Annotated in this window: 21 protein-coding genes; 6 read left to right on the plus strand and 15 right to left on the minus strand. The window is 48.6% G+C overall.

The window, feature by feature from the left end; all coding sequences use genetic code 11:
- Window positions 1-182: 182 nt before the first annotated feature.
- From C7A19_RS15275 to nrtS, 5 genes are all read left to right on the plus strand, one after another.
- Window positions 183-1,727: a DUF3369 domain-containing protein gene (locus C7A19_RS15275; RefSeq protein ID WP_116645341.1), complete on the plus strand. Its 1,545-nt coding sequence runs from the start codon at window positions 183-185 to the stop codon at window positions 1,725-1,727.
- A gap of 221 nt (window positions 1,728-1,948) precedes the next feature.
- A complete protein-coding gene (locus C7A19_RS15280) occupies window positions 1,949-3,907 on the plus strand; it encodes an ATP-binding protein (RefSeq protein WP_116645342.1) in 1,959 nt (652 codons plus the stop codon).
- 15 nt (window positions 3,908-3,922) lie between these two features.
- Entirely contained in the window at window positions 3,923-5,881 is a 1,959-nt protein-coding gene (locus C7A19_RS15285; protein WP_116645343.1) for an ATP-binding protein, read from the plus strand.
- A 41-nt stretch (window positions 5,882-5,922) separates the two neighbouring features.
- Window positions 5,923-6,837, plus strand: coding sequence for an HD-GYP domain-containing protein (locus tag C7A19_RS15290; protein WP_077674018.1), 915 nt, complete (start codon window positions 5,923-5,925; stop codon window positions 6,835-6,837).
- Window positions 6,838-7,056, plus strand: a complete 219-nt coding sequence (gene nrtS, locus C7A19_RS15295) for a nitrate/nitrite transporter NrtS (protein WP_069362682.1) — start codon at window positions 6,838-6,840, stop codon at window positions 7,054-7,056.
- A gap of 50 nt (window positions 7,057-7,106) precedes the next feature.
- Here nrtS and betA read toward each other — a convergent pair whose 3' ends face one another.
- From betA to C7A19_RS15350, 11 genes are all read right to left on the minus strand, one after another.
- Entirely contained in the window at window positions 7,107-8,798 is a 1,692-nt protein-coding gene (betA, locus tag C7A19_RS15300) for a choline dehydrogenase (RefSeq protein WP_116645344.1), read from the minus strand.
- Window positions 8,799-8,907: 109 nt separating this feature from the next.
- Window positions 8,908-9,642, minus strand: a complete 735-nt coding sequence (locus C7A19_RS15305; RefSeq protein WP_116645345.1) for a GntR family transcriptional regulator — start codon at window positions 9,640-9,642, stop codon at window positions 8,908-8,910.
- A gap of 195 nt (window positions 9,643-9,837) precedes the next feature.
- Window positions 9,838-10,056, minus strand: a complete 219-nt coding sequence (locus C7A19_RS15310) for a hypothetical protein (RefSeq protein WP_116645346.1) — start codon at window positions 10,054-10,056, stop codon at window positions 9,838-9,840.
- A 186-nt stretch (window positions 10,057-10,242) separates the two neighbouring features.
- Window positions 10,243-10,659, minus strand: a complete 417-nt coding sequence (locus C7A19_RS15315; protein ID WP_077599956.1) for a GNAT family N-acetyltransferase — start codon at window positions 10,657-10,659, stop codon at window positions 10,243-10,245.
- An 88-nt stretch (window positions 10,660-10,747) separates the two neighbouring features.
- A complete protein-coding gene (locus C7A19_RS15320; RefSeq protein ID WP_116645354.1) occupies window positions 10,748-11,275 on the minus strand; it encodes a nucleotidyltransferase family protein in 528 nt (175 codons plus the stop codon).
- 108 nt (window positions 11,276-11,383) lie between these two features.
- Window positions 11,384-11,776 (minus strand): hypothetical protein, encoded by a 393-nt coding sequence (locus C7A19_RS15325; RefSeq protein WP_069362675.1) that lies wholly within the window; start codon window positions 11,774-11,776, stop codon window positions 11,384-11,386.
- On the minus strand, window positions 11,776-12,000 hold the full coding sequence (gene yidD, locus C7A19_RS15330) for a membrane protein insertion efficiency factor YidD (RefSeq protein ID WP_021022755.1): 225 nt from the start codon (window positions 11,998-12,000) through the stop codon (window positions 11,776-11,778). The genes C7A19_RS15325 and yidD overlap by 1 nt, the downstream gene beginning before the upstream one ends.
- Window positions 12,000-12,215, minus strand: coding sequence for a DUF4177 domain-containing protein (locus tag C7A19_RS15335; protein ID WP_069362674.1), 216 nt, complete (start codon window positions 12,213-12,215; stop codon window positions 12,000-12,002). Before C7A19_RS15335 ends, yidD begins: the two co-directional genes overlap by 1 nt.
- 57 nt (window positions 12,216-12,272) lie before the next feature.
- Window positions 12,273-12,818, minus strand: a complete 546-nt coding sequence (gene rimJ / locus C7A19_RS15340) for a ribosomal protein S5-alanine N-acetyltransferase (RefSeq protein ID WP_077487143.1) — start codon at window positions 12,816-12,818, stop codon at window positions 12,273-12,275.
- 79 nt (window positions 12,819-12,897) lie between these two features.
- Window positions 12,898-14,976, minus strand: a complete 2,079-nt coding sequence (locus tag C7A19_RS15345) for a M13 family metallopeptidase (protein WP_116645347.1) — start codon at window positions 14,974-14,976, stop codon at window positions 12,898-12,900.
- A 38-nt stretch (window positions 14,977-15,014) separates the two neighbouring features.
- On the minus strand, window positions 15,015-15,572 hold the full coding sequence (locus C7A19_RS15350; RefSeq protein ID WP_116645348.1) for a GNAT family N-acetyltransferase: 558 nt from the start codon (window positions 15,570-15,572) through the stop codon (window positions 15,015-15,017).
- 373 nt (window positions 15,573-15,945) lie between these two features.
- Between C7A19_RS15350 and C7A19_RS15360 the strand changes: the two genes are divergently transcribed.
- Window positions 15,946-16,329, plus strand: a complete 384-nt coding sequence (locus C7A19_RS15360; RefSeq protein WP_116645350.1) for a hypothetical protein — start codon at window positions 15,946-15,948, stop codon at window positions 16,327-16,329.
- Window positions 16,330-16,434: 105 nt separating this feature from the next.
- Here C7A19_RS15360 and yegD read toward each other — a convergent pair whose 3' ends face one another.
- The 4 genes from yegD to C7A19_RS15380 all read right to left on the minus strand — a co-directional run bounded on the left by yegD (window position 16,435) and on the right by C7A19_RS15380 (window position 19,625).
- Window positions 16,435-17,787, minus strand: a complete 1,353-nt coding sequence (gene yegD / locus C7A19_RS15365) for a molecular chaperone (protein ID WP_116645351.1) — start codon at window positions 17,785-17,787, stop codon at window positions 16,435-16,437.
- Between the two features lie 156 nt (window positions 17,788-17,943).
- A complete protein-coding gene (locus tag C7A19_RS15370) occupies window positions 17,944-18,321 on the minus strand; it encodes a hypothetical protein (RefSeq protein WP_077487150.1) in 378 nt (125 codons plus the stop codon).
- Window positions 18,322-18,425: 104 nt separating this feature from the next.
- Window positions 18,426-18,965, minus strand: coding sequence for a hypothetical protein (locus C7A19_RS15375; RefSeq protein ID WP_116645352.1), 540 nt, complete (start codon window positions 18,963-18,965; stop codon window positions 18,426-18,428).
- Window positions 18,966-19,115: 150 nt separating this feature from the next.
- Window positions 19,116-19,625: a hypothetical protein gene (locus C7A19_RS15380; RefSeq protein ID WP_116645353.1), complete on the minus strand. Its 510-nt coding sequence runs from the start codon at window positions 19,623-19,625 to the stop codon at window positions 19,116-19,118.
- Window positions 19,626-19,710 lie beyond the last annotated feature (85 nt).

Here is a 19,710-nt window from a genome sequence, read left to right on the forward strand (position 1 = left end):
TTGGCAACGGCTTGTCAATGCCAAGGCTAGCAGCCCAGTTAGCTCAGATACTGCGCCAGATCAGAGATCGGTAACAAACCCAAGGAAAGTCACTTAACTATCAATCACTCCCTCCTCGCAACTTTGAAAGTCCTAAACTACGCTTTAACTAACTGAGATAAACGCGAATAGGGGCGAAGTGAATGGACTTGTTTGCAGATCAACGTGACGGCGCGTCTCCCAAGTCTGATGAGATCAATTCAGCATCTGGTGCAGCGCCATGGCGTATACTGCTGATTGATGACGATGATCTGATGCATGAAGTCACACGGCTTGCGCTAACGGGGTTCACGTTTCAAGGACGTCCTCTAGAAATTCTATCGGCTCTGTCTGGGCAGGAAGCTAGAGAGATTCTCGAAAAAGAAGCTGATATTGCGCTCGCATTGGTTGATGTAGTCATGGAAACCGAACATGCGGGCTTAGACTTAGTTCGCTACATACGCGACGAGAAAAATGACCACGTGATCCGCTTGGTATTGCGCACCGGACAAGCCGGCCAAGCACCAGAAGATCGGGTGATCCGCGAATACGACATTGATGATTACAAAGAAAAAACGGAGCTGACAACCCAGAAGCTCAAAACCCTGCTTTATTCGATGCTCCGCTCTTATCGTGACTTGTGCATGATTGAGGAGCAAAAACAGGGGCTCAAACGGGTGATTGAGGCCTCTGCAAACGTACAGAACACCACCAATTTGCAACACTATGCCACCGCGGTGTTGGAGCAATTAACCTCTCTCCTTCACATTCATGACTCCGCGTTTTATTGCGTGGTACAACCGCGCCCCGGTGCTGAAGAGTCACGTGCGCTGACGTTGGCGGCGACGGGAGAATACGTGGACTGTTACAGTGAGTGTGCGTTTGAGAAGTTACCTAAAATCGTCTCAGAGCGATGCCAGCAAGCACTCGATGAACAACAAAGCATTCAGTTTGAGAATGGCTTTGTCCTTTTTCATCGCGACGAAGAAGATGTCGAGTTTTTATTGTACGTCAATCATGCCACAACGCTCTCTGAGCTGGACCAACATCTGCTTAAGATCTATATGCAGAATATAGGCCTGACATTCGAAAACTTAAGCCTTATGGTCGATTTGCGTGAGACCTCGAAAGAATTGGTCTACAACCTAGCCAATGCAGTCGAAGCGCGCAGTAAAGAAACCGGTGCCCATGTGCAACGGGTGTCTTTGTTCTGTGAAAAGTTAGGGCAACTCTATGGTCTGGACGAGCACAAAACCATGCTGCTGAAACACGGCTCCCCACTTCATGATGTCGGTAAAGTCGCTATCCCAGACGCGATTTTACACAAGCCGGGAAAACTCGATGCGGATGAGTGGGAAACGATGAAAAAGCATGTCGAATACGGCGTCGAAATTCTCAGCCACTCCAAACGGCGCTTGATCGTCGAAGCCAAAGAGATTGCTGCCACCCACCACGAGAAATGGGACGGAACGGGTTACCCCAATCACCTCGAGGGCGAATCCATCCCAATTAGTGGCCGAATTTCAGCACTGGCCGATGTATTCGATGCCCTTGGCTCAAAGCGGTCGTACAAGGAAGCATGGACGGATGATGACATTCGCCAAGAGCTGATCGCCCAGCGCGGCAAGCATTTTGAGCCCAAACTGGTCGATTTACTCCTTGAGCATTGGGACGACTTTATCGCTATTCGTGCTGAATACCCAGATTAGCCATGGCCCTTAACGGGCCTTTTCATGATCACACTTTTTATTTCAGAGGCGTTTCGCGGCGCGACGTCAGTTATTCATCTGCCTGCGCCATCACGGTGTACAACCATGGTGACATTTCATCCATGCTATAAATCACGCGCCCTAGTCACCACTCCTTACGGTGAGAGCCGTTTTTTCTTCTACACTTACCGTATCCGCAACGACTTACGCGCTTAACACGTATGAGCCGAAACCAAAAGTTTGATGACAGCATTCGTAATCCTTTCTTCAGTTTGGTGGGAAGACGCATTTTGCTGATCATGATTTTGCTCAGTGGCTTTTTCACCATTTTTACCACCTTGCTGCAAACTTATTGGGATTACGATGAGGTTTTTGACCGAGTGGATAGCCGACACTATGAAATTGAGCACGTTCATGCCGACTTACTCGCCAGCTCGCTTTGGATTTATGACTTAACCAGTGTTCAAGAACGCATTGACGGGCTGATCAATCTCCCCCATGTCGACTACCTAGCGGTGCGCTCGGAAAACTATTTATTTGAAGCGGGCTCACCGTTAGATGTGAGCAAAATGGTTAACGAGTATCCATTGCAATACGACGACCCAGATACAGGAAACACCCAGCGGATTGGCACCATTTATGTCGAGTCCAACACCAAAGCCATCTATAACGATCTGATGCAACGCTTTTTTATCACACTGCTATTGAACGCGATAAAAACACTCATGGTGTGTTATCTCATTTTATTGGTGTTCCACCATACCGTCAGCCAACGCGTGTTTAAAGTGGCGCAGTTTTTACGTCAGTACAATCCCCTTGACCCTAAAGAAGAGACGCTGACCCTCCCCCGTAAGCGCTATATCATGGAAAAAGAAGACGAACTCGACTGGCTGGCGGCCGAAACCAATAAAATCACCCAAAATATGTCAACGCTCTATCGCAATATTATGCTCGAGCGCGAGCGCTTAGCTGACTTTACCCATGTTTCTTCAGATTGGCTTTGGGAAACCGACGCCGACCTCAAGTTGACCTTTTGCTCTGAGCCGATGCGATTGGCGTTTGACCTTAATCCCAACCAATATCCGCACCTTGACAAGTTACTTTCTACTGTCGGTTGTCATCAGTTTATGGCCAATCTTCACCGACAACAGGACTTTTCGATGTGTGAGGAGATCGTACCCGTTGAGGGTGAAAGCCGGTATTTTGTCTTTCAAGCGCTTGCCCATCACGGTATTGATGGCTTTCGCGGGTTTAGAGGCACGGGCATCGATATCACCGAGCTCAAAACGGCCCAGTTTGAACTGGAAACATTGAACCATAACTTGGAAGAAACCGTTGATGAGCGAACCCGTGAACTTCAAGAGAGTATGGAACACTTAAAAGCGGCGCAAGAACAACTGGTCGAGTCGGAAAAGCTTGCGGCACTCGGGAGCTTAGTGGCAGGGGTGGCGCATGAAGTCAACACACCTTTAGGCATTGCGGTCACCGCCTCGTCAGTGATTAAAGATATCACCCACACGCTCAACCAGGCCTTTGAGGAACAAACGTTAACCAGCACACAGTTTGCTTCTTTGATCAAACAAGTGAACGACAGCGTGGTCATGCTGGAACATAACCTCAAGCGTGCGACCCATCTTATTCGTGACTTTAAACAAACCGCCGTCGATCAAGTGTCAGAAACGCTCACCGAATTTGATGTCAAACAAACACTAGACGCACTGGTTGCGAGCTTACATCCAGAAACCCGTAAAATTCCGGTGGCTCCCGAGGTCAGCGGAGAGCGTGGCATACTCATGTATAGCTTACCCGGCGTCGTTACCCAAGTGATCTCTAATCTCGTCATGAATAGCATCAACCATGCCTTTGACGAGACGGATAACCCAACAATCACGATCGAATTTGAAAGGCAAGAAGACCACCTCTACCTTTGCTATCAAGACAATGGCTGCGGTATCGAGCCATCCCTTCACCACCGAATTTTTGAACCCTTTTATACCAGTAAACGGGGACGTGGTGGCTCAGGGCTCGGCCTCAATTTGGTCTTTAATCTCGTCAAGCAAAAGCTAGGCGGCGAACTGCAACTTGAATCAGCGCCCGGGCAAGGCGTCAAGTTTATGTTTTTGATCCCATTAAGTTTATCCAGCGAAGCAACACAGTACGCCAGTGAGAGTAAAGATTAAGGTAATGGATTTCGAATGGAAAAACTAGAAAGGTTTGAACAGGGGCTCAAGCACCCGCTTTTCAGTATTGTTGGCCGCCGAATCATTCTGCTGATGGTCTTACTCAGCAGTTTTTTTACCATATTGACCACGCTACTACAGCTATCATGGGATTATGAGGAAGCTTTTGACCATGTTGATCGCCGCCATGCAGAAATTCAAAATGTCCATGCCGACTTAATCGCATCGTCTTTGTGGGTGTTCGACCTTGTTAGCGCACAAAACCGGCTGGATGGGCTGGTTAATCTGCCTTATATCGATTACCTCTCGATTGAATTTGACGGTGTCGTACTCGATGCGGGTAAGCCACTCACCACCACCAGCGTGGACAGCGAAGCTGAACTCAGTTATTTCCATCCCGACACTGATCGCCGGATTCATCTCGGTACCCTACGCGTAAAATCTGACGCGCAAAAAATCTATGATCTGTTACTGCAACAGTTTGTTGTCACCCTCCTACTCAACGGGGTCAAAACCCTGATTGTTTGCTCGCTGATTTTATGGGTCTTCCATCAAAGCGTCAGCCAACGCGTGTTTGCGATTGCCAAACACTTGTCTCATTTTGACCCTGTGGAGCCCATCCACGAGCCATTGCAGTTGACACATCGAAAGTTGATTATGGAAAAAAGCGATGAACTCGACTGGCTGGCGGACGAAACCAATAAAATCACTTTACGCATGACCAATCTCTATAAGAATATCGCGTTAGAACAGGCGCGATTGTCGGACTTCACTAACGCCGCTTCAGATTGGTTGTGGGAAACCGATGCCACGCAGCGACTGACATTTTGCTCTGAAGCGATGCAAGTCGCGCTCGCGATCTCGGTCGAAAACCACCCTAAGGTAAAGTCAGTTCCCGTACTGAGCCACTGCACATCACTGATACACTGTTTGAACACATGCGATGATTTCACCATGTGCGAAGAAAAAATCACCTTGGGAAAACACACCTACTATTTTGTGTTCCAAGGGATAGCACATTTCACCGGTCAAGGCTTCACGGGTTTTCGCGGCACCGCGATTGATATCACTGAGCTTAAAACGACCCAGTTGGAACTCGAGCAACTGAATCAGCGTTTAGAAGCGACCGTTGACGCGCGAACCCAGGATCTCGCGCAGAGTATGGATAACCTTAAAGCTGCGCAAACTCAACTGGTGGAATCCGAAAAACTCGCCGCGCTGGGGAGCTTAGTCGCCGGCGTCGCGCACGAAGTAAACACCCCCCTGGGTATCGCGGTGACGGCTAATTCAGTGATCAAAGACGCGGTTTCCACACTAAACAGCGCATTCGAGCAAAAAACCTTGACCAGTGAGCAGTATTCGGCCGTGATGAAGCAGGTCACGGATGGCACGAATATGCTGGAAACCAACCTCAATCGTGCGGCACGATTAGTGCGTGATTTCAAGCAAACAGCGGTCGACCAAGTGTCTGAAAGTCGAAGTCAGTTCCGTCCGGTGCAAACGCTTGAAGCATTAATGGGGAGTTTGCGCCCCGAAACGAAAAAAGTGCCGGTGGCACCGATTATCGAAGGTGACCCTCATCTTGCCATGAGTAGCCTGCCTGGGGTGCTGACCCAAGTTATCTCCAACTTAGTGATAAACAGTGTCCGCCATGCCTTTGAAGGTATTCCCGAGCCGGACATAAAGATTCATATCGCCGATAAAGGCGAGACCGTAGAAATCCACTATACCGATAATGGCGTCGGGGTTGCGCCCGAACTTCACCAACGTATTTTTGAGCCCTTCTATACCAGTTCACGCGGTAAAGGCGGTTCAGGGCTCGGCCTTAATCTCGTGTTCAATCTGGTACACCAAAAACTGCAGGGAAAACTTCATTTCGATTCTAATATCAATCAAGGGGTTACCGTGGTGCTCAGCCTGCCTAAGTTTTTGACAGAAACCCCCGCGCCACAAACTGAAAGTTCTACCGGATAGTCCCTGTCTACTCATAAAGGCGCACAACAAAGGATATAACGATGCAATGGTTAACAAAGTGGTTTCGATCCGATGTGGATAGTGTTCAAACACAGCGCTTGTTTCAAAGCCTATTAACACTGGCGTGGACCGTTGAGGCAAAAGACCCCTACACAGGCGGCCACCTTTGGCGGGTGTCTCAGTTTGCATCAGCGGTCGCAAAAGCAGAACGGTGGTCGAAAGAAGAGCAGGCCATCGCGACCCTAGGTGGCTTTTTGCATGATCTCGGCAAAATCAGTGTGCCTGATGCCATCTTAAAGAAAACAGATAAGCTGACCGATGACGAATTTGCCATCATCCAGAGTCACCCCGATGAGGGGATGTATATCTTGGAAGGCCATCCATTAGGACCCATTGTGCGCAACGCCGTCGGGTTACACCACGAACGGGTCGATGGCCGAGGATACCCCAACAAATTATCCGGTGATGCCATTCCTGCAGAGGCCAAGCTTATCGCGATTTGTGATGCCTTTGATGCCATGACCAGCCACCGTCCGTATCGACAAGCCATGCCCAAACAAAAAGCGATTGACATTGTCGAAGAGAATCTTGGCAGCCAGTTTGATACATCAATCGGGCAACGGTTTGTCAACCTCGCCAAAGCGGGCGAATTTGACGCCATCATTGCGCATACCGATGAAGGGATCCCCCTGCATCACTGCCCGACATGCGGCCCGACGATCACTCGTTATCGTGATGATGCGCCAGGGCAACTTCTTCATTGCCCACTTTGCTTACAGCAAGCAAAACTGGTCATCACAGACAACACATACGACTTAGAACCCACTGGTGTCCAGATTCCCGCCTCACAACAACGACGAAGACCTGATACGGGCCTGATTAAACGCGTTATCCAACAGACAATTTCCACCCTCCCCACGCAGGCACTGCTTGAACGTGCTGAGGGTGGACGTTAAATGAAACAACTCTTTAGGACGTTAATTCAACCCAGCGTAGCGCTCAATGCACTCAAAATCGCATTGGTAGTCGGCACTGTACTCAATGTGATTAATCAGGGTGAGGCTATTTGGGGCGAGGCAGACTTACGTATAGGTCACGCACTACTCAACTATCTAGTGCCTTATTGCGTTGCCAGCTATAGTGCGGCGAAACACCAGCTAGATAAACAAAAATAATAAAGAGCCAGCACGAGACTGGCTCTTGTCGTTAACGCGTACACAGGGAATTAGGCCAGCGCCACGTCCTCTTCCGGTACCGGCGCATGGTCTGGAAGGTAGCGGTAGTATTCCGCATCTTTCGCCGGCGAAAGGGTGTGCCCCATGATCATATCAGCCGCTTTCTCTGCCACCATAATGGTCGGTGCGTACAAGTTGCCATTGGTGATTGCAGGGAACACAGAGGCATCCACCACACGCAAGTTATTCACGCCATGGACGTTCAGCGATTCATCCACTACGGCCATCTCGTCACTCGCCAAGCCCATTTTACAGGTACAGCTTGGGTGATAAGCACTTTCCCCTTCTCGAGCCACAAAATCGAGGATTTCCTGATCCGTCTGTGCCTCGCTGCCCGGCGAAAGCTCTTTACCCCGCAGATGATCAAAGGCCGGCTGGGCAATGATATCGCGAGAGACACGGATCGCTTCGACCCACTCTTTACGCTCTTGTGGCGTAGAGAGATAGTTAAAGAAGATTTCTGGCTTCTCATCCGGGTTGGTGCTACGAATTTTCACGTGGCCACGCACATCGGTATTCATAGGCCCCACATGCAATTGGAAACCATGTCCTTTGTTCGGTGCCGAGCCATCATAACGGATCGCCAGTGGCAAAAAGTGGAACTGCAGGTTCGGATACGCCACCTCATCATTACCACGTACAAAACCACCCGCTTCAAAATGATTGGTGGCCGCCGCGCCTTTACGACGGAACAGCCAATCAAAACCAATTTTCGGTTGATTGTGGAACTTAAGCGCGGGATACATGCTGACCGGTTCTTTACATTCATACTGCACGTAGAGTTCAAGATGGTCTTGCAAGTTCTCCCCCACCCCAGGCAAATGATGAACAGGCTTAACACCCAAATTCTTCAACATGGTCTCATCGCCAATGCCTGAAAGCTGCAATAGCTTCGGTGAGTTGATTGCACCACCACAGCTGATGATTTCGGCGCCATACGCGGTTTTCTTCCGTCCCCATTTACGGTATTCCACGCCAATCGCGGTTTTGCCCTCAAACAAAACCTTATCAGTGGTCGCGCCGGTGATCACTGTCAGGTTCTTACGGTTCATCACTGGGTGTAAGTACGCCCGCGCCGCACTATGACGACGACCTTGGTAGATATTTTGGTCGAAAATACCAAAGCCTTCTTGCTGATAACCATTCACGTCATCGGTCAATGGATAACCCGCTTGTTGCGTCGCGTCAAAGAACGCACTAAATAGAGGGTTGTCACATTGTGCGGTTTCAATTGCCAACGGCCCATTGTTGCCATGATAGTCATCTTGGCCTTTTAATCGCGTTTCACACTTGCGGAAGTACGGCAGACAGTGGGCGTAGTCCCAGTCTTTTAGCCCATGCTCATTGGCCCACTTTTCATAATCCATCGCATTGCCGCGAATATAAATCATGCCGTTGATGCTACTACTACCACCGAGCACTTTACCGCGCGGCTGTGCGATACGGCGGTTATGCATATTCGGCTCGGGTTCAGATTCGTACAACCAGTTATAGGTGCTGTCTGTGAGCAAATAAGTTAATGCGGCAGGCATGTGGATCCGAAAGTCCAGCCGATAATCGGGTCGTCCTGCCTCGAGTAGCAATACCTTGTTATCTGGGTTAGCACTTAAACGGTTCGCCAGAACACAGCCTGCCGAGCCCGCACCGACAATGATATAGTCGTAATTTTGTTGCTGTCCCATAAAACCTCCAAATTTTGTCCTTCCCGTGTGCAGGGCGTCAGCCCGGAACAGTCGCAACACAGGTAATGGGTATGATTGTGTAGAGGTTTCCTTTTTGAAATTTTTATAATTAGCTTGATGCTCGTGCATCAATGCATTGTTGTAGCAACCGATAGTGGTGGCTAATCGTTGCTTGCGCCTTAAACGGCTCGGCAGCGATAATGTGGTTAACGGTCTGTTGCCAGTTTTCCACGGTTTGGCGACGATAATCCGCCACCTGATAAAGGGCGTAATCGTGCGAACTAAACCCTTGCTGGATAGCATGCATCACCCATTCAAAAATCGGGTTGCCTGACATTGCAGCAATCAATAGGTTGAGTGCGCGATCCAGCTCGCCCAAGCGATCCAAATCCGGATTCTCTTCAGCGGCAAGAGCCGCAAGCTCTGTGACATATTCACCAAGCTGTTTTTTCTGCGACTCGGTACCACGACTAATGGCAAGTAACACCAGGCTTTGATCGACCGTTTCACGAAACTCTGCGACCTTATCCGCTTGTACATGGCTTTGTTTTAGAAACAGCGCCAATGATTCACTGATGTTATGCACATCAACCTGACGGACGACCGCCCCACCTTTTTGCCCCTTACGGATTTCAATTAAGCCTTTTTGCTTGAGTGATTGAATGGCCTCACGCACCACGCCACGCCCTGTTCCAAACTGTTGCTGAAGCTCTCGCTCACTGGGCAGTTTGTCGCCAGGTTTTAGCGCCTCGGACAGAATCGCCGATTCGATTTGCAATGCCACATCTTCACTCGCTCGGCCCATTTGCACCGGATGAAAAAGGCTACTGGTGGATGTCGTCATGGTTACCTCTCCGTATTTGGTAGTACCAAACTAGCAATTCTTGCATTATAAAGTCAAATTCTGTCTTTAACCCTTCTTTTGGTACGACCATTATATACCATCGGTAAGACCAGTATGGTGTTGATATAAATGATAAAAATAAAAATCCTGCTTGGTTTTCACCGAAGCGGGATTTTTACATGATATAAACGATAACTAGCTGTGGTAAACCATTCGCCACTCTCGTTCAGCGACCCACACTTCTGCCATCAGCAAATAGGCTGATCGCATCGCCTCACGCTGCTGGTACCAAACGTCCTCGCTGATAAAGTCATGCGCGGTTAATGACGCGTTTAACCAGATATCAAGCACGACATCTGTGTCCGCTGGTCGCATACGATATAAGCAAAGTGACGTCTCGGAAGTCGATACCATGGTTCCTCTTGATTATCGGCAGCAATGCAGGGTTAATCACGCGATTTCTTACACCGTGGGCATGATGCTCATCAAGTACATTCGCGTGGCACCAGCGCTGCACACTAGCAATATCAACTTTCTTGACGTGTGGACGGACACGCCATGTGACTTGGAAAAGAGTGCCTTTGTGCGAATAGATTTTGATCAACTCAGCGCTTTGGTCAAAAAGTGCAGTGCATGATCGACAGGATAGTCCGACAATGTCATCTGGCATTGATAGCCATGCTTTTCGTAGAAGGGTTTGGCTTGAAAGCTTAAGGTATCAACGAACGCCATTTTACAGCCCATCTCCTTGGCGTACTCTTCCAAGTTACTCAATAAGTGGCTCCCCACGTGGCGATGGCGGAAGGCATCATCGACCCAAAGGTATTTAATCAATAGCCATTGCCCCCACGTGTTGGCCACCACGCCACCGATACGTTCATCATTATCGTTATAGGCATAGCCGGCAAGAGAGCCTTCAGGAAGGCCAGCTAAAAACGGGGCATTGCTTTGCTGCAGCTGTTGGCGAATGGCGGTAATATCATCGTCACTCGGGCTCGCGTCCATGCGGTATTTCATCGGCTTAGCTATCCAGGCTGTTCAACACAGCAACGAGTATGCCTTGGGTGGCATGGACTGTCTGTGCCCATGCGCACCCTATTAACGATTACTCGTGATGGATCGGCTTTGCCGCCACAGAGCACTGCGTGGTGACAGTAAGTTTGGGCCAATGTGTCAGCCATTGCTTGTCATCAAGGCGCTGCTGAAAAACGTGCCATGGGCGGGCAGGGTTATGGCTAAGCTTAAGTTCAAATAAAGATTGAACCCCAAAGGCGGCGATGACTTCGCAGCGTTGGTTCATATCAAGGCGCACCGCAATCGCAGTTTCTTTCTCCGGCCAAAAGCGCATTGCATCTAGCGTACTCGCGTAAGGAGGATCTTGGTGCTTCTCGTGCATTCGCGCCTGGTTACGTACCTGCCAAGTCATTTCTGGCATGGTTTTTTGCAGTAGCTGCTCTAAATATTGTTCGCGCTCTGCACTGGTATCTTCAGGATCGTAGAAGACAACATCGATATCATTGAGCGCACTCGGGGCATATTTGTGCAACGCATCCCAAACCAGATTCCGGATAAATCCGGCAGCAATATAGCACTGAGGGAGGTTTAAAGCTTGAACACAGCGAAGCGCACGCATTCTTGCCGGATCAGCCTCAATCAAATCAATTAAGGCACGCCGATAGGTTTTCTGACATAAAAAGAACTGGTGCTGATGACGTTTACGGATCCGACGACGCTTCATGGGTTAATCACCGTGGCGGACGTGTTCATAAATTGAGCGTGATACATGGTAGTTGTACTGCCTGGCAATTTTTTGGGCCAAAAAAAGCTGTGGTAATTCAAATAGCACTAAACCAACCAAAATCAGAGCGAAATACGGCTGACTCATCACTAAGCCGATAACGGCGATCACCAATAACGTACATTCTACGATAAACAACCGGTACTTTCGCAAGTAAAGATGATGGAACCCCCCTAAGAAAGCCCAATTGAGTGCCGCATAAGTGTCTGGATCTTTCAGCTGTCTTGATTGCTCGGCAAAATAGCGTTTTTTCTGGCTTTGGGTCAAGCCGTTCACCTGCTTCCTCAGTGCTTCTTCTTGCGCCTCCAGCGCTTCAATCGGTTGGGTAAAACGCATTAAGGCACCTCATCGTGAATTTTTTCAATCGCATTGGGGTTATTACAGCGGCGAATGCGCGCCAATCCGAGTTGCCAGCCTCGGAGTGCGCCGTATCTTTCGATCGCTTGGCGCGTATACTCCGAGCAGCTCGGCTCGAAATTACACTCAATATTGAACCGTTTCTTTGATCCACCTTTAGCTTGGTAACGATGGATCAACGTAAGCGACAAATACTTGAGCATTAGCGACCTAGGGTGACAATCACGGCCTCACGCTGCCAAAACAGCATGTAACGTTTCTTTTCGATTACTTGAAAAACAACCTGCCAGCCATCTTGCGCGTATTGATTGAGTTCGGCTTCGAGGCGTTGCAACGGCAAGCCACTTGAGCCCAGCAATAAGGTGCCGCAACCACCTTCAACAATATGAACGACTTTGTACTCGGTAAACTGACTCATTTTTTCTCCTGACAGTTAAATGGATAAAAGGGAATGTCCGGCTGGCTATTAAACGACTCACTCTTCCATTAAAGGGTTGAGTTTGGCGGTGAGCACATGATCTTGCCAACGGCCATTAATTTTGAGGTAACGGCGTGCATAGCCTTCGCGTTCAAATCCCAGCTTGGTAAGTAGCCGCTCACTGCGCGTATTGTCGGGCAGATAGTTGGCCATCACGCGATGCAACCCAACCTGCTCAAAGACGAAACGGATACCTGCTTGGATGGCTTCGTGCATGTAGCCTTGCCCTTGATAATGCTTGTCAGCGGCATAACCTAACAGGCACGCTTGAAAGGCGCCGTGAATGACATTGGTGAAATTGCACACCCCTATCACATCGTCCCGTTCATGATGCAAAATCACAAACTTGAAGGCCTGCTGCTGTTGAAACAAATCGTTCGCTTCTTGCAGCGCGCGATGCCAATAGTCTTCGCGATAAAATGCGGCAGGACGTATGGGTTCCCATGGGGACAGGTGAGCACGATTTCGCTGATAAAACTGCGCTACCATGTCGGCTTTTTCTGGGGGAAGCAAAACTAATCTCGTCCTTGGCGTGCTTAGCACTTGGGCCTCCTTACATCGATTCGCGTGACGGACAGTACCAAAATCTATAAAAATGCCGCCTTGGAGGCGGCATCAGAGATTACCAGATATTCACCCGCTGATCTTCGGGTAAATACATACCGTCACCTTCTTTTATATCAAAGGCTTCATAGAACGCAGGGACATTGCGCGGTGCACCAAGCACGCGATATTGTGGTGGCGCATGCGGACCCAACGATACGCGCTCACGCAGGGCATCTTCACGCATCTTCATTTTCCAGATCTGCCCCCAGCTGAGGAAGAATCGCTGCTCGCCGGTATAACCGTCCATCACAGGAGACGGTTCACCGTGCAACGATTTTTGATAGGCGCGGAAGGCGGTGGTCAAGCCGACTAAATCACCAATGTTTTCCCCCAAGGACACCTTGCCGTCAATGAACAAGCCCGGCAACGGTTCAAACTGGCTAAATTGCTCGGCCAGCTTTTGGGTGCGTGCATCAAAGCGCGCGCGATCCTCATCCGTCCACCAATTGGATAGGTTGCCATCGCCATCATAACGCGAGCCCTGATCATCAAAACCGTGCCCCATTTCATGACCAATCACCGCGCCGATACCGCCATAGTTCACGGCATCATCCGCATTCATATCAAAAAACGGCGGTTGTAAGATCCCGGCGGGGAACACAATTTCATTGGCAGTTGGGCTGTAATAGGCGTTGACCGTTTGCGGGGTCATACCCCACTCTTTGCGATCAACGGGCTCACCAATCCGCGACAACATATCTTGATAGCCCCAGCGAGCGGCACGTTTGCTGTTGCCAATCAAGTCATCGGGGTTGATGGTCAGCGCGCTGTAATCTTCCCATTGCTCTGGATAGCCGATTTTAGGCGTGAATTTACTCAGCTTATCCAATGCTTTCGCTTTGGTTTCATCGCTCATCCACGCTAATGATTCAATCGAGTCTTTAAACGCGGCACGCAGGTTATCAATCATGGTTTCCATACGTGCTTTGGCTTGCGGTGGGAAGTAGCGGGCGACATATTCTTGGCCAAGCGCTTCCCCCAATACCCCTTCGGTGGCTTGTACGCCGCGCTTCCAGCGGTCACGCTGCTCAGGAATGCCGTTAAGGGTTTTGGAATAGAACGCAAATTGACGTTCAACCAACTCATGGTTAAGGCGCGGTGCAAACGCATTGAGCGTGCGAATGGTTAGATAATCTTGCCACGCTTGCAGGCTAGTTTGCTCAAACACCTGCCCTAATGCCTCAAAATAAGACGGCATGCGCACCACTACTTCATCGGCTTTGTCGATACCCGCGCGCTTGGCAAAGCGAGCATAATCAAACCTGCCCATGGCTTGATTAAGCGATTCAAGACTCATTTTGTTATAGGTTGCTTGGGCATCACGGCGTTTAGCGCGTGTCCAATGATGCTCTGCCAGTGTTTTTTCCAGCTGATAAATCCGATCCGCGCGTTGTTTGGCCTGATCATAGCCCGCTAAGCGCAGCATATCTTCGAGATAACTTTTATACGCGGTGCGGATACGCTCAGCGTCCTCGGTGTCTCGGAAATAATAGTCTCTATCCGGCAGGCCCAACCCACTTTGGCTCAGATACAGAGCGTTATAGTCAGGGTTTTTCGCATCGGCCCATGCATAAAAACTAAACGGGATCCCAACGCCAACTCGTCGCAAGTCGGCCATCGCGTAAATCAGCGCAGGCTTCGAGGCAATCGCCGCAATACGATCAAGCTCAGGTTTGATTGGCGTGACCCCCAAGGCATCAATTTTGTCTTTGTCCATATAGCTAAGATAAAAATCACGCAGCTTTTGCTCATTGGAGCCAGGCTTGAGATCATCACGCGCCACCAGCTCATCAATGATGCCTTTCAGACGCTTTTCATTCTCTTCAGCTAAAATACGGAACGCACCATAGCTGGACATATCACTGGGGATTTGGGTTTGGTCGTACCACGTGCCATTGACGTGACGGAACAAGTCATCCTGTGGACGAACCGATCGATCAAAATCTTGCAGATGGAGCCCAGACGCTCGCTGCACCTGAACCTGTGCGGCCTCAGCCGCCTGCACCGTAGTTGATGAAACGCTAAGCCCCATGCCGAGTACAACACTCAGTGCGACACGCGTCAGTAACAGACGTTTTTTCGGTGTTTTTATCATTTTCCTTTCCTATATGACTCAGTCACTTTCCCTGTTCACTACCGTGGTGATGCCCTCACGTCTAAATCGCGATAGAGCACCAAGCAGTGGTAATCTCGTCCTTCATCTTGCTCGGGTTCAAAATGGGAAATACGACAGAACCCTTGCTGATACCAGAATCGAAACGCGCGAATGTTTTCGGCGTAAACATTCACACCCATGCGTCGATAATCCCCATAAGCTTGCACGGTGTCAATCACGCTCGCAACCGCTTCGCTGCCATAGCCATGTTTTTGATATCGTGGAGAAATAGTGAGCATGGGCAGCCAAACACTCTGTGTATCCGGCGCATTGAGCGAGATTTGTAAGTAGCCAATATCTTTACCGTCATGGGTCTGAATGCGACGAAGGTAAAAGGCCTCTTCTACGTCGGGCGCCTTTTTCTCCGCACTATCCGCTATCAGTGTTTGATAGGTCGATAACGACCAAGGTTTAAACGTGGGATCTTGATATTGCAGATGCTGATTTTGCTCAAACAGTGCTTTAACGCGCTTTGCATCACTGTACTCAAACGCACTAAAACACAAACGCTTAGAGCGCCATGTAGCTGGGAACATGCTCAATTCCTATTCTATCAGCGCATACATTGATTGATATTGCGCTACGTACCTTATCCAGACTACATATTACGCGTTTCGCTGCCATGTAGGGATAGTTATGACGACATGGCCGCGAGGTGCGTTTTCTCATACATCGATAATAAAAGCATACCGATGCTGGTGCACACGCGTTATTCACTAACGACCAATGGTGCGGCATGAGCTCGCGCACAGTTTTAAAAACTAGCTGGTTATCTGGCGTAGAAATCGCGGCTTTTATGCAATTATTGTGCCCAAAAGAGGTAAATACGGGGCTTGCGCTTTTCTGTTTTTAGAAAAAATAAAGTCCTTAATATGGTGGCTACGTTTCGACCTCTTCAGAGGCACTTCGATGGATGATAACGCTCGGCAACTGCTTAATCACTTATGCCACGGCTATGACCAATTAGCTCAACGTCACCAGACGCGCGCTTTTCCAGAGCTCTCCACCGCTATCAAGCACCCGCTCGGCTATTGTCTGATTCACTGCCCGGTCGGTAGTCAGCGAGTATCGATTGTTTCGCTACAATTAGCCCCCAGCGTTCGCGGCCAAGGGGTGCTGACGGCGTTTATCGACTATATTCAAGCGCATCCGCATCACTACCGCGGCATTGAAGTTGCCACCATTCAAAATCAAAGCTTAGCGAAACGGCTACTGGCACTGGGTTGGCGATATAAGTCTGTCCTAACAAAACTATTTCGCGCCAACACACCCACCTTGGTGCATGATTTCTAGTCAAAATACGGAAGTTTTCGCTAAGATGGGTTCCTATTATTGACAACTTTTTTTCTTTCGCAAGGAATTACAAGTAAGCGTCAAACCCAGTTCGTCAAGCGACGGTTACTTAAAGCAGACTTCCGCCCAACGCGCTAAGCCTGCGGTGACTGAGCCAAAGTAGTCGCCACTCACTACAGGAATGTTCGGGAGCTCTGCTTGTACAGCCTCCCTTAAGAAGGGCGAGCGCGCCGAGCCACCTGTCATAAAAATCACGTCAGGCTTTACACCGGCCTGCGCGGCCACATCGTGCACTAAGGCGATCATCTTACGTTTGGGCGCCTCAATCGCATCAATCATGTTATCGCGCGTTACATCAACGTCCACGCGCTCGGAGAACAGTTGAATGCCCGCTCGGTAAGCCGCTTGATCCGACAACGCAATCTTTGCCTCTTCCGCACGACGGACAATGTTGTGACCCAACGACTCGTGATATACCTCAAGCAAACGGGCCAGTTTATGTGGCTCTTGCGCTTGCTTGTGCAGCCCTTTGAGCACCGCCAAGTTTTCAAACGCATAGAAATCGTTTTGCGCTTGTACGTTGTTAATCGCGATGGGGTTGGAAAACTGCGTAATCGGCATCTCAATGCCAGATTCCATCTTACTGCCCATCCCAAACGGGAACATCATTTGTTTGAATGCCAACGCAATATCTAGGTCATTGCCGCCAATACGCTGACCTTTGTGCGCTAACAAACTTGCACTGCGATCGCTACTACCGCGCCATGATGGCCCCATCTCAATCAATGAACAGTCTGTGGTGCCCCCACCGATATCGACCACAAGAACGATTTGGTCTTCGCTCAGTGTCGCTTCATAGTCCAGGCCGGCAGCGACTGGTTCAAACTGAAATTCAACCTGTTTAAAGCCCGCCCGCTTAGCCGCATTGAGCAAAATACCTTCGGCTTGGCGATTTGCCACCTCGCCTCCACGGCCTTGAAAGTTAATCGGCCGACCGATCACCGCATCATGAATACTCTGTTGAGTTTGGTGTTCGGCTTGCGTTTTGATGTTATCCATCATTGCGCATACGAGGTCTTCAAAAAAGCGCAGTTGAGCATCACGTAAACCTGACGCGCCAAGGAAAGATTTAGGCGATTTCACGTAGTACATATCACGCGGATCATCGAGATAACGATCGAGCGCCGCTTGACCAAACGCCATGTCCTCCGCCTCAAGTTCGATGCTTTCCTCTCGGTTTACATCAATGGCGCGGCGCAACATCTGCTCGCCAATCGTATCTAGCGGCTTGATGCCCCGATGACGAAACAGATACTCAGACACAGATTCGCGCGTAGGTGCGGCAAGGGAGGAAGGAATAAACGTGCTGTCCCCTTCTAGACGTAACAGCGTCGGCTGACCATTTTCAATCTTCGCCACCGAACAATTGGCTGTACCATAGTCAAAGCCGATATACATAAATCCCTCTCACCGCAGAAAAAGTCGGCAATGCTACCTCAACCGTCGCGGGATTTCTAACATCCGTGTACAGAGGCCAATCAGTCGCGGCGTCGCTGCGAAACGCCACGCGTTGACAGTCCCTCTTGAGGCGTTTGTTAGCTGCCCTACTTGCATCTAGTGTTTAGTTTCTTTTGCCGGAAAGTCTTCAACATTTCCTCGTGCCTCACATCCAAATATATACTCGCCATCTTGCTCTCTAACCCAGTGATTCCCAACAGCCCTCAAGTCATCTGAAAACTTCGACTTTTTCCGCTTAACTAGCCGTTTAACTTCAATTTGAGCTTGCTTTGGTCCTTCTCCCAACCGCTCAATTAGCTCGCGTTCAAATTCATCTGTTTTATTCCAAACGTCGATCACCACAGCATTCCATGCCGCTATTACGATGGAAATCGCCGCTTCGAACTCTTCCTTCGAGTGGCCGTCGGGCAACTGAAGAATAATTGATTTACCAAACTCCAGAATTGTATGTGATATTTTTGTATTTGGAATCATCGCTTTGCCTGATTTCAGCTAACGCCAAGCTAAGCGGAAAATTACAATTTGGCTATAATGCGCGAAGCGCTAGCCAAATGTAATTTTTCCACTTAAGTGCTTTGTTAGCTTTCTTTCATTAATTTTGGAAACTCAGGATGACTAACAGTAGCTTTAATTAAATCTTGAACTGCAGGAGATAAAGCATCAGCCGTTGCATTGCACGCAGTGATAGCGTCGAAGCCACTTTTGAATGAGTATTTATTATCAACTATTAGGTTAGTACCGTTGCTTGAGTGTAAACTGACACCAATATCCCAATACCCATTGGTTAAACCGGAAACTGATGAGAATTCAATTTTGGTAATGTCACCTGTGATTTTAACCGAATCTTTTGAGTACTTGTCAGCCATCTTCAATTCATCATTGAAAGCTTTAGTAATAAACTGTGGGATAGATAATCCATCTGCAGGTTCAATTGGCCCCATAAGGCGGCAGTTGGCACTGAACTTAGCTCGTTGATTCAATGATGCAAATTCGCCCTTGATCTCCGTTAAGGTTTTTAAAGTTTGAATATTATCTACAGAAACAGCATAACGTGGCGGTTGCATCGTTGAACATGCAGTGAGTGCCAAAACCGAGGCTGCCAATACTACTTTTTTCATTTTTATTCCTTATTTGTTTTACGAATATATAAATTGAATTCGATTAAAAGCTAACGCTTAGCTCAGTTGCAAAAATGCCTGGCGATACATTTTGGGTACCAAAATTCGTGACAGGTATTTTTGTCAATTGGAGCGATTTGTTAGGTGCTTTTACTCCAGTCTTCCACCATTGTGGATTCCTAAATCTATCATTTTGATTAGATTTTCCAATCGTTTAACCTCGGCCAAAAAGCTATGCAAATACCCGAGGGCCCCCATTACAGAAGCCAAACAGAGAGCACACTCTTCTCCCATGCCATCTATGACTCTTGTCTTTGGTTCAAACTCCTGATCATAAATTGATTTCAATGATTCAACCGCTTTCGTTCTTCTTTCTGGATCAAGAGAGTGCGATAATGCGTTACGTAATACATTAATTTTCTTTATTAAATTCCACATAACATTATTGTAGTCAGTTAATGAAATTGATTTGCATAGTTCCAATTTCTGATTAAATTGAAGCCGAGCATTGCCGACAAACTCAGTATGTAATACGTATGCCTCTAATGCTTGAGTCATTAAATCTTCTATGACCAGATGACCCTTTAAAATAATTTGCGCGGAGTCGTCAACATATTTAACCTCTTCAGAAAACCTATTTTTAATATCTTCGAGATTCATGTTATTTACCTGATTTAGTCGTAGTAATTAGTGTAGAGGCAGGGCGAGATCGCGAACGTTTTTTAACCAAAAAAGGATCGGTTTG

Source organism: Salinivibrio sp. HTSP, from assembly GCF_003390965.1.
GTDB lineage: Bacteria > Pseudomonadota > Gammaproteobacteria > Enterobacterales > Vibrionaceae > Salinivibrio > Salinivibrio kushneri.

Bases quoted from the DNA above. Each gene is read 5' to 3' on its own strand.
- C7A19_RS15275 (WP_116645341.1), top strand. From the start codon at position 183: ATGGACTTGTTTGCAGATCAACGTGACGGCGCGTCTCCCAAGTCTGAT.
- C7A19_RS15280 (WP_116645342.1), top strand. From the start codon at position 1,949: ATGAGCCGAAACCAAAAGTTTGATGACAGCATTCGTAATCCTTTCTTC.
- C7A19_RS15285 (WP_116645343.1), top strand. From the start codon at position 3,923: ATGGAAAAACTAGAAAGGTTTGAACAGGGGCTCAAGCACCCGCTTTTC.
- C7A19_RS15290 (WP_077674018.1), top strand. From the start codon at position 5,923: ATGCAATGGTTAACAAAGTGGTTTCGATCCGATGTGGATAGTGTTCAA.
- nrtS (WP_069362682.1), top strand. From the start codon at position 6,838: ATGAAACAACTCTTTAGGACGTTAATTCAACCCAGCGTAGCGCTCAAT.
- betA (WP_116645344.1), bottom strand. From the start codon at position 8,798: ATGGGACAGCAACAAAATTACGACTATATCATTGTCGGTGCGGGCTCG.
- C7A19_RS15305 (WP_116645345.1), bottom strand. From the start codon at position 9,642: ATGACGACATCCACCAGTAGCCTTTTTCATCCGGTGCAAATGGGCCGA.
- C7A19_RS15310 (WP_116645346.1), bottom strand. From the start codon at position 10,056: ATGGTATCGACTTCCGAGACGTCACTTTGCTTATATCGTATGCGACCA.
- C7A19_RS15315 (WP_077599956.1), bottom strand. From the start codon at position 10,659: ATGAAATACCGCATGGACGCGAGCCCGAGTGACGATGATATTACCGCC.
- C7A19_RS15320 (WP_116645354.1), bottom strand. From the start codon at position 11,275: ATGCGTGCGCTTCGCTGTGTTCAAGCTTTAAACCTCCCTCAGTGCTAT.
- C7A19_RS15325 (WP_069362675.1), bottom strand. From the start codon at position 11,776: ATGCGTTTTACCCAACCGATTGAAGCGCTGGAGGCGCAAGAAGAAGCA.
- yidD (WP_021022755.1), bottom strand. From the start codon at position 12,000: ATGCTCAAGTATTTGTCGCTTACGTTGATCCATCGTTACCAAGCTAAA.
- C7A19_RS15335 (WP_069362674.1), bottom strand. From the start codon at position 12,215: ATGAGTCAGTTTACCGAGTACAAAGTCGTTCATATTGTTGAAGGTGGT.
- C7A19_RS15345 (WP_116645347.1), bottom strand. From the start codon at position 14,976: ATGATAAAAACACCGAAAAAACGTCTGTTACTGACGCGTGTCGCACTG.
- C7A19_RS15350 (WP_116645348.1), bottom strand. From the start codon at position 15,572: ATGTTCCCAGCTACATGGCGCTCTAAGCGTTTGTGTTTTAGTGCGTTT.
- C7A19_RS15360 (WP_116645350.1), top strand. From the start codon at position 15,946: ATGGATGATAACGCTCGGCAACTGCTTAATCACTTATGCCACGGCTAT.
- yegD (WP_116645351.1), bottom strand. From the start codon at position 17,787: ATGTATATCGGCTTTGACTATGGTACAGCCAATTGTTCGGTGGCGAAG.
- C7A19_RS15370 (WP_077487150.1), bottom strand. From the start codon at position 18,321: ATGATTCCAAATACAAAAATATCACATACAATTCTGGAGTTTGGTAAA.
- C7A19_RS15375 (WP_116645352.1), bottom strand. From the start codon at position 18,965: ATGAAAAAAGTAGTATTGGCAGCCTCGGTTTTGGCACTCACTGCATGT.
- C7A19_RS15380 (WP_116645353.1), bottom strand. From the start codon at position 19,625: ATGAATCTCGAAGATATTAAAAATAGGTTTTCTGAAGAGGTTAAATAT.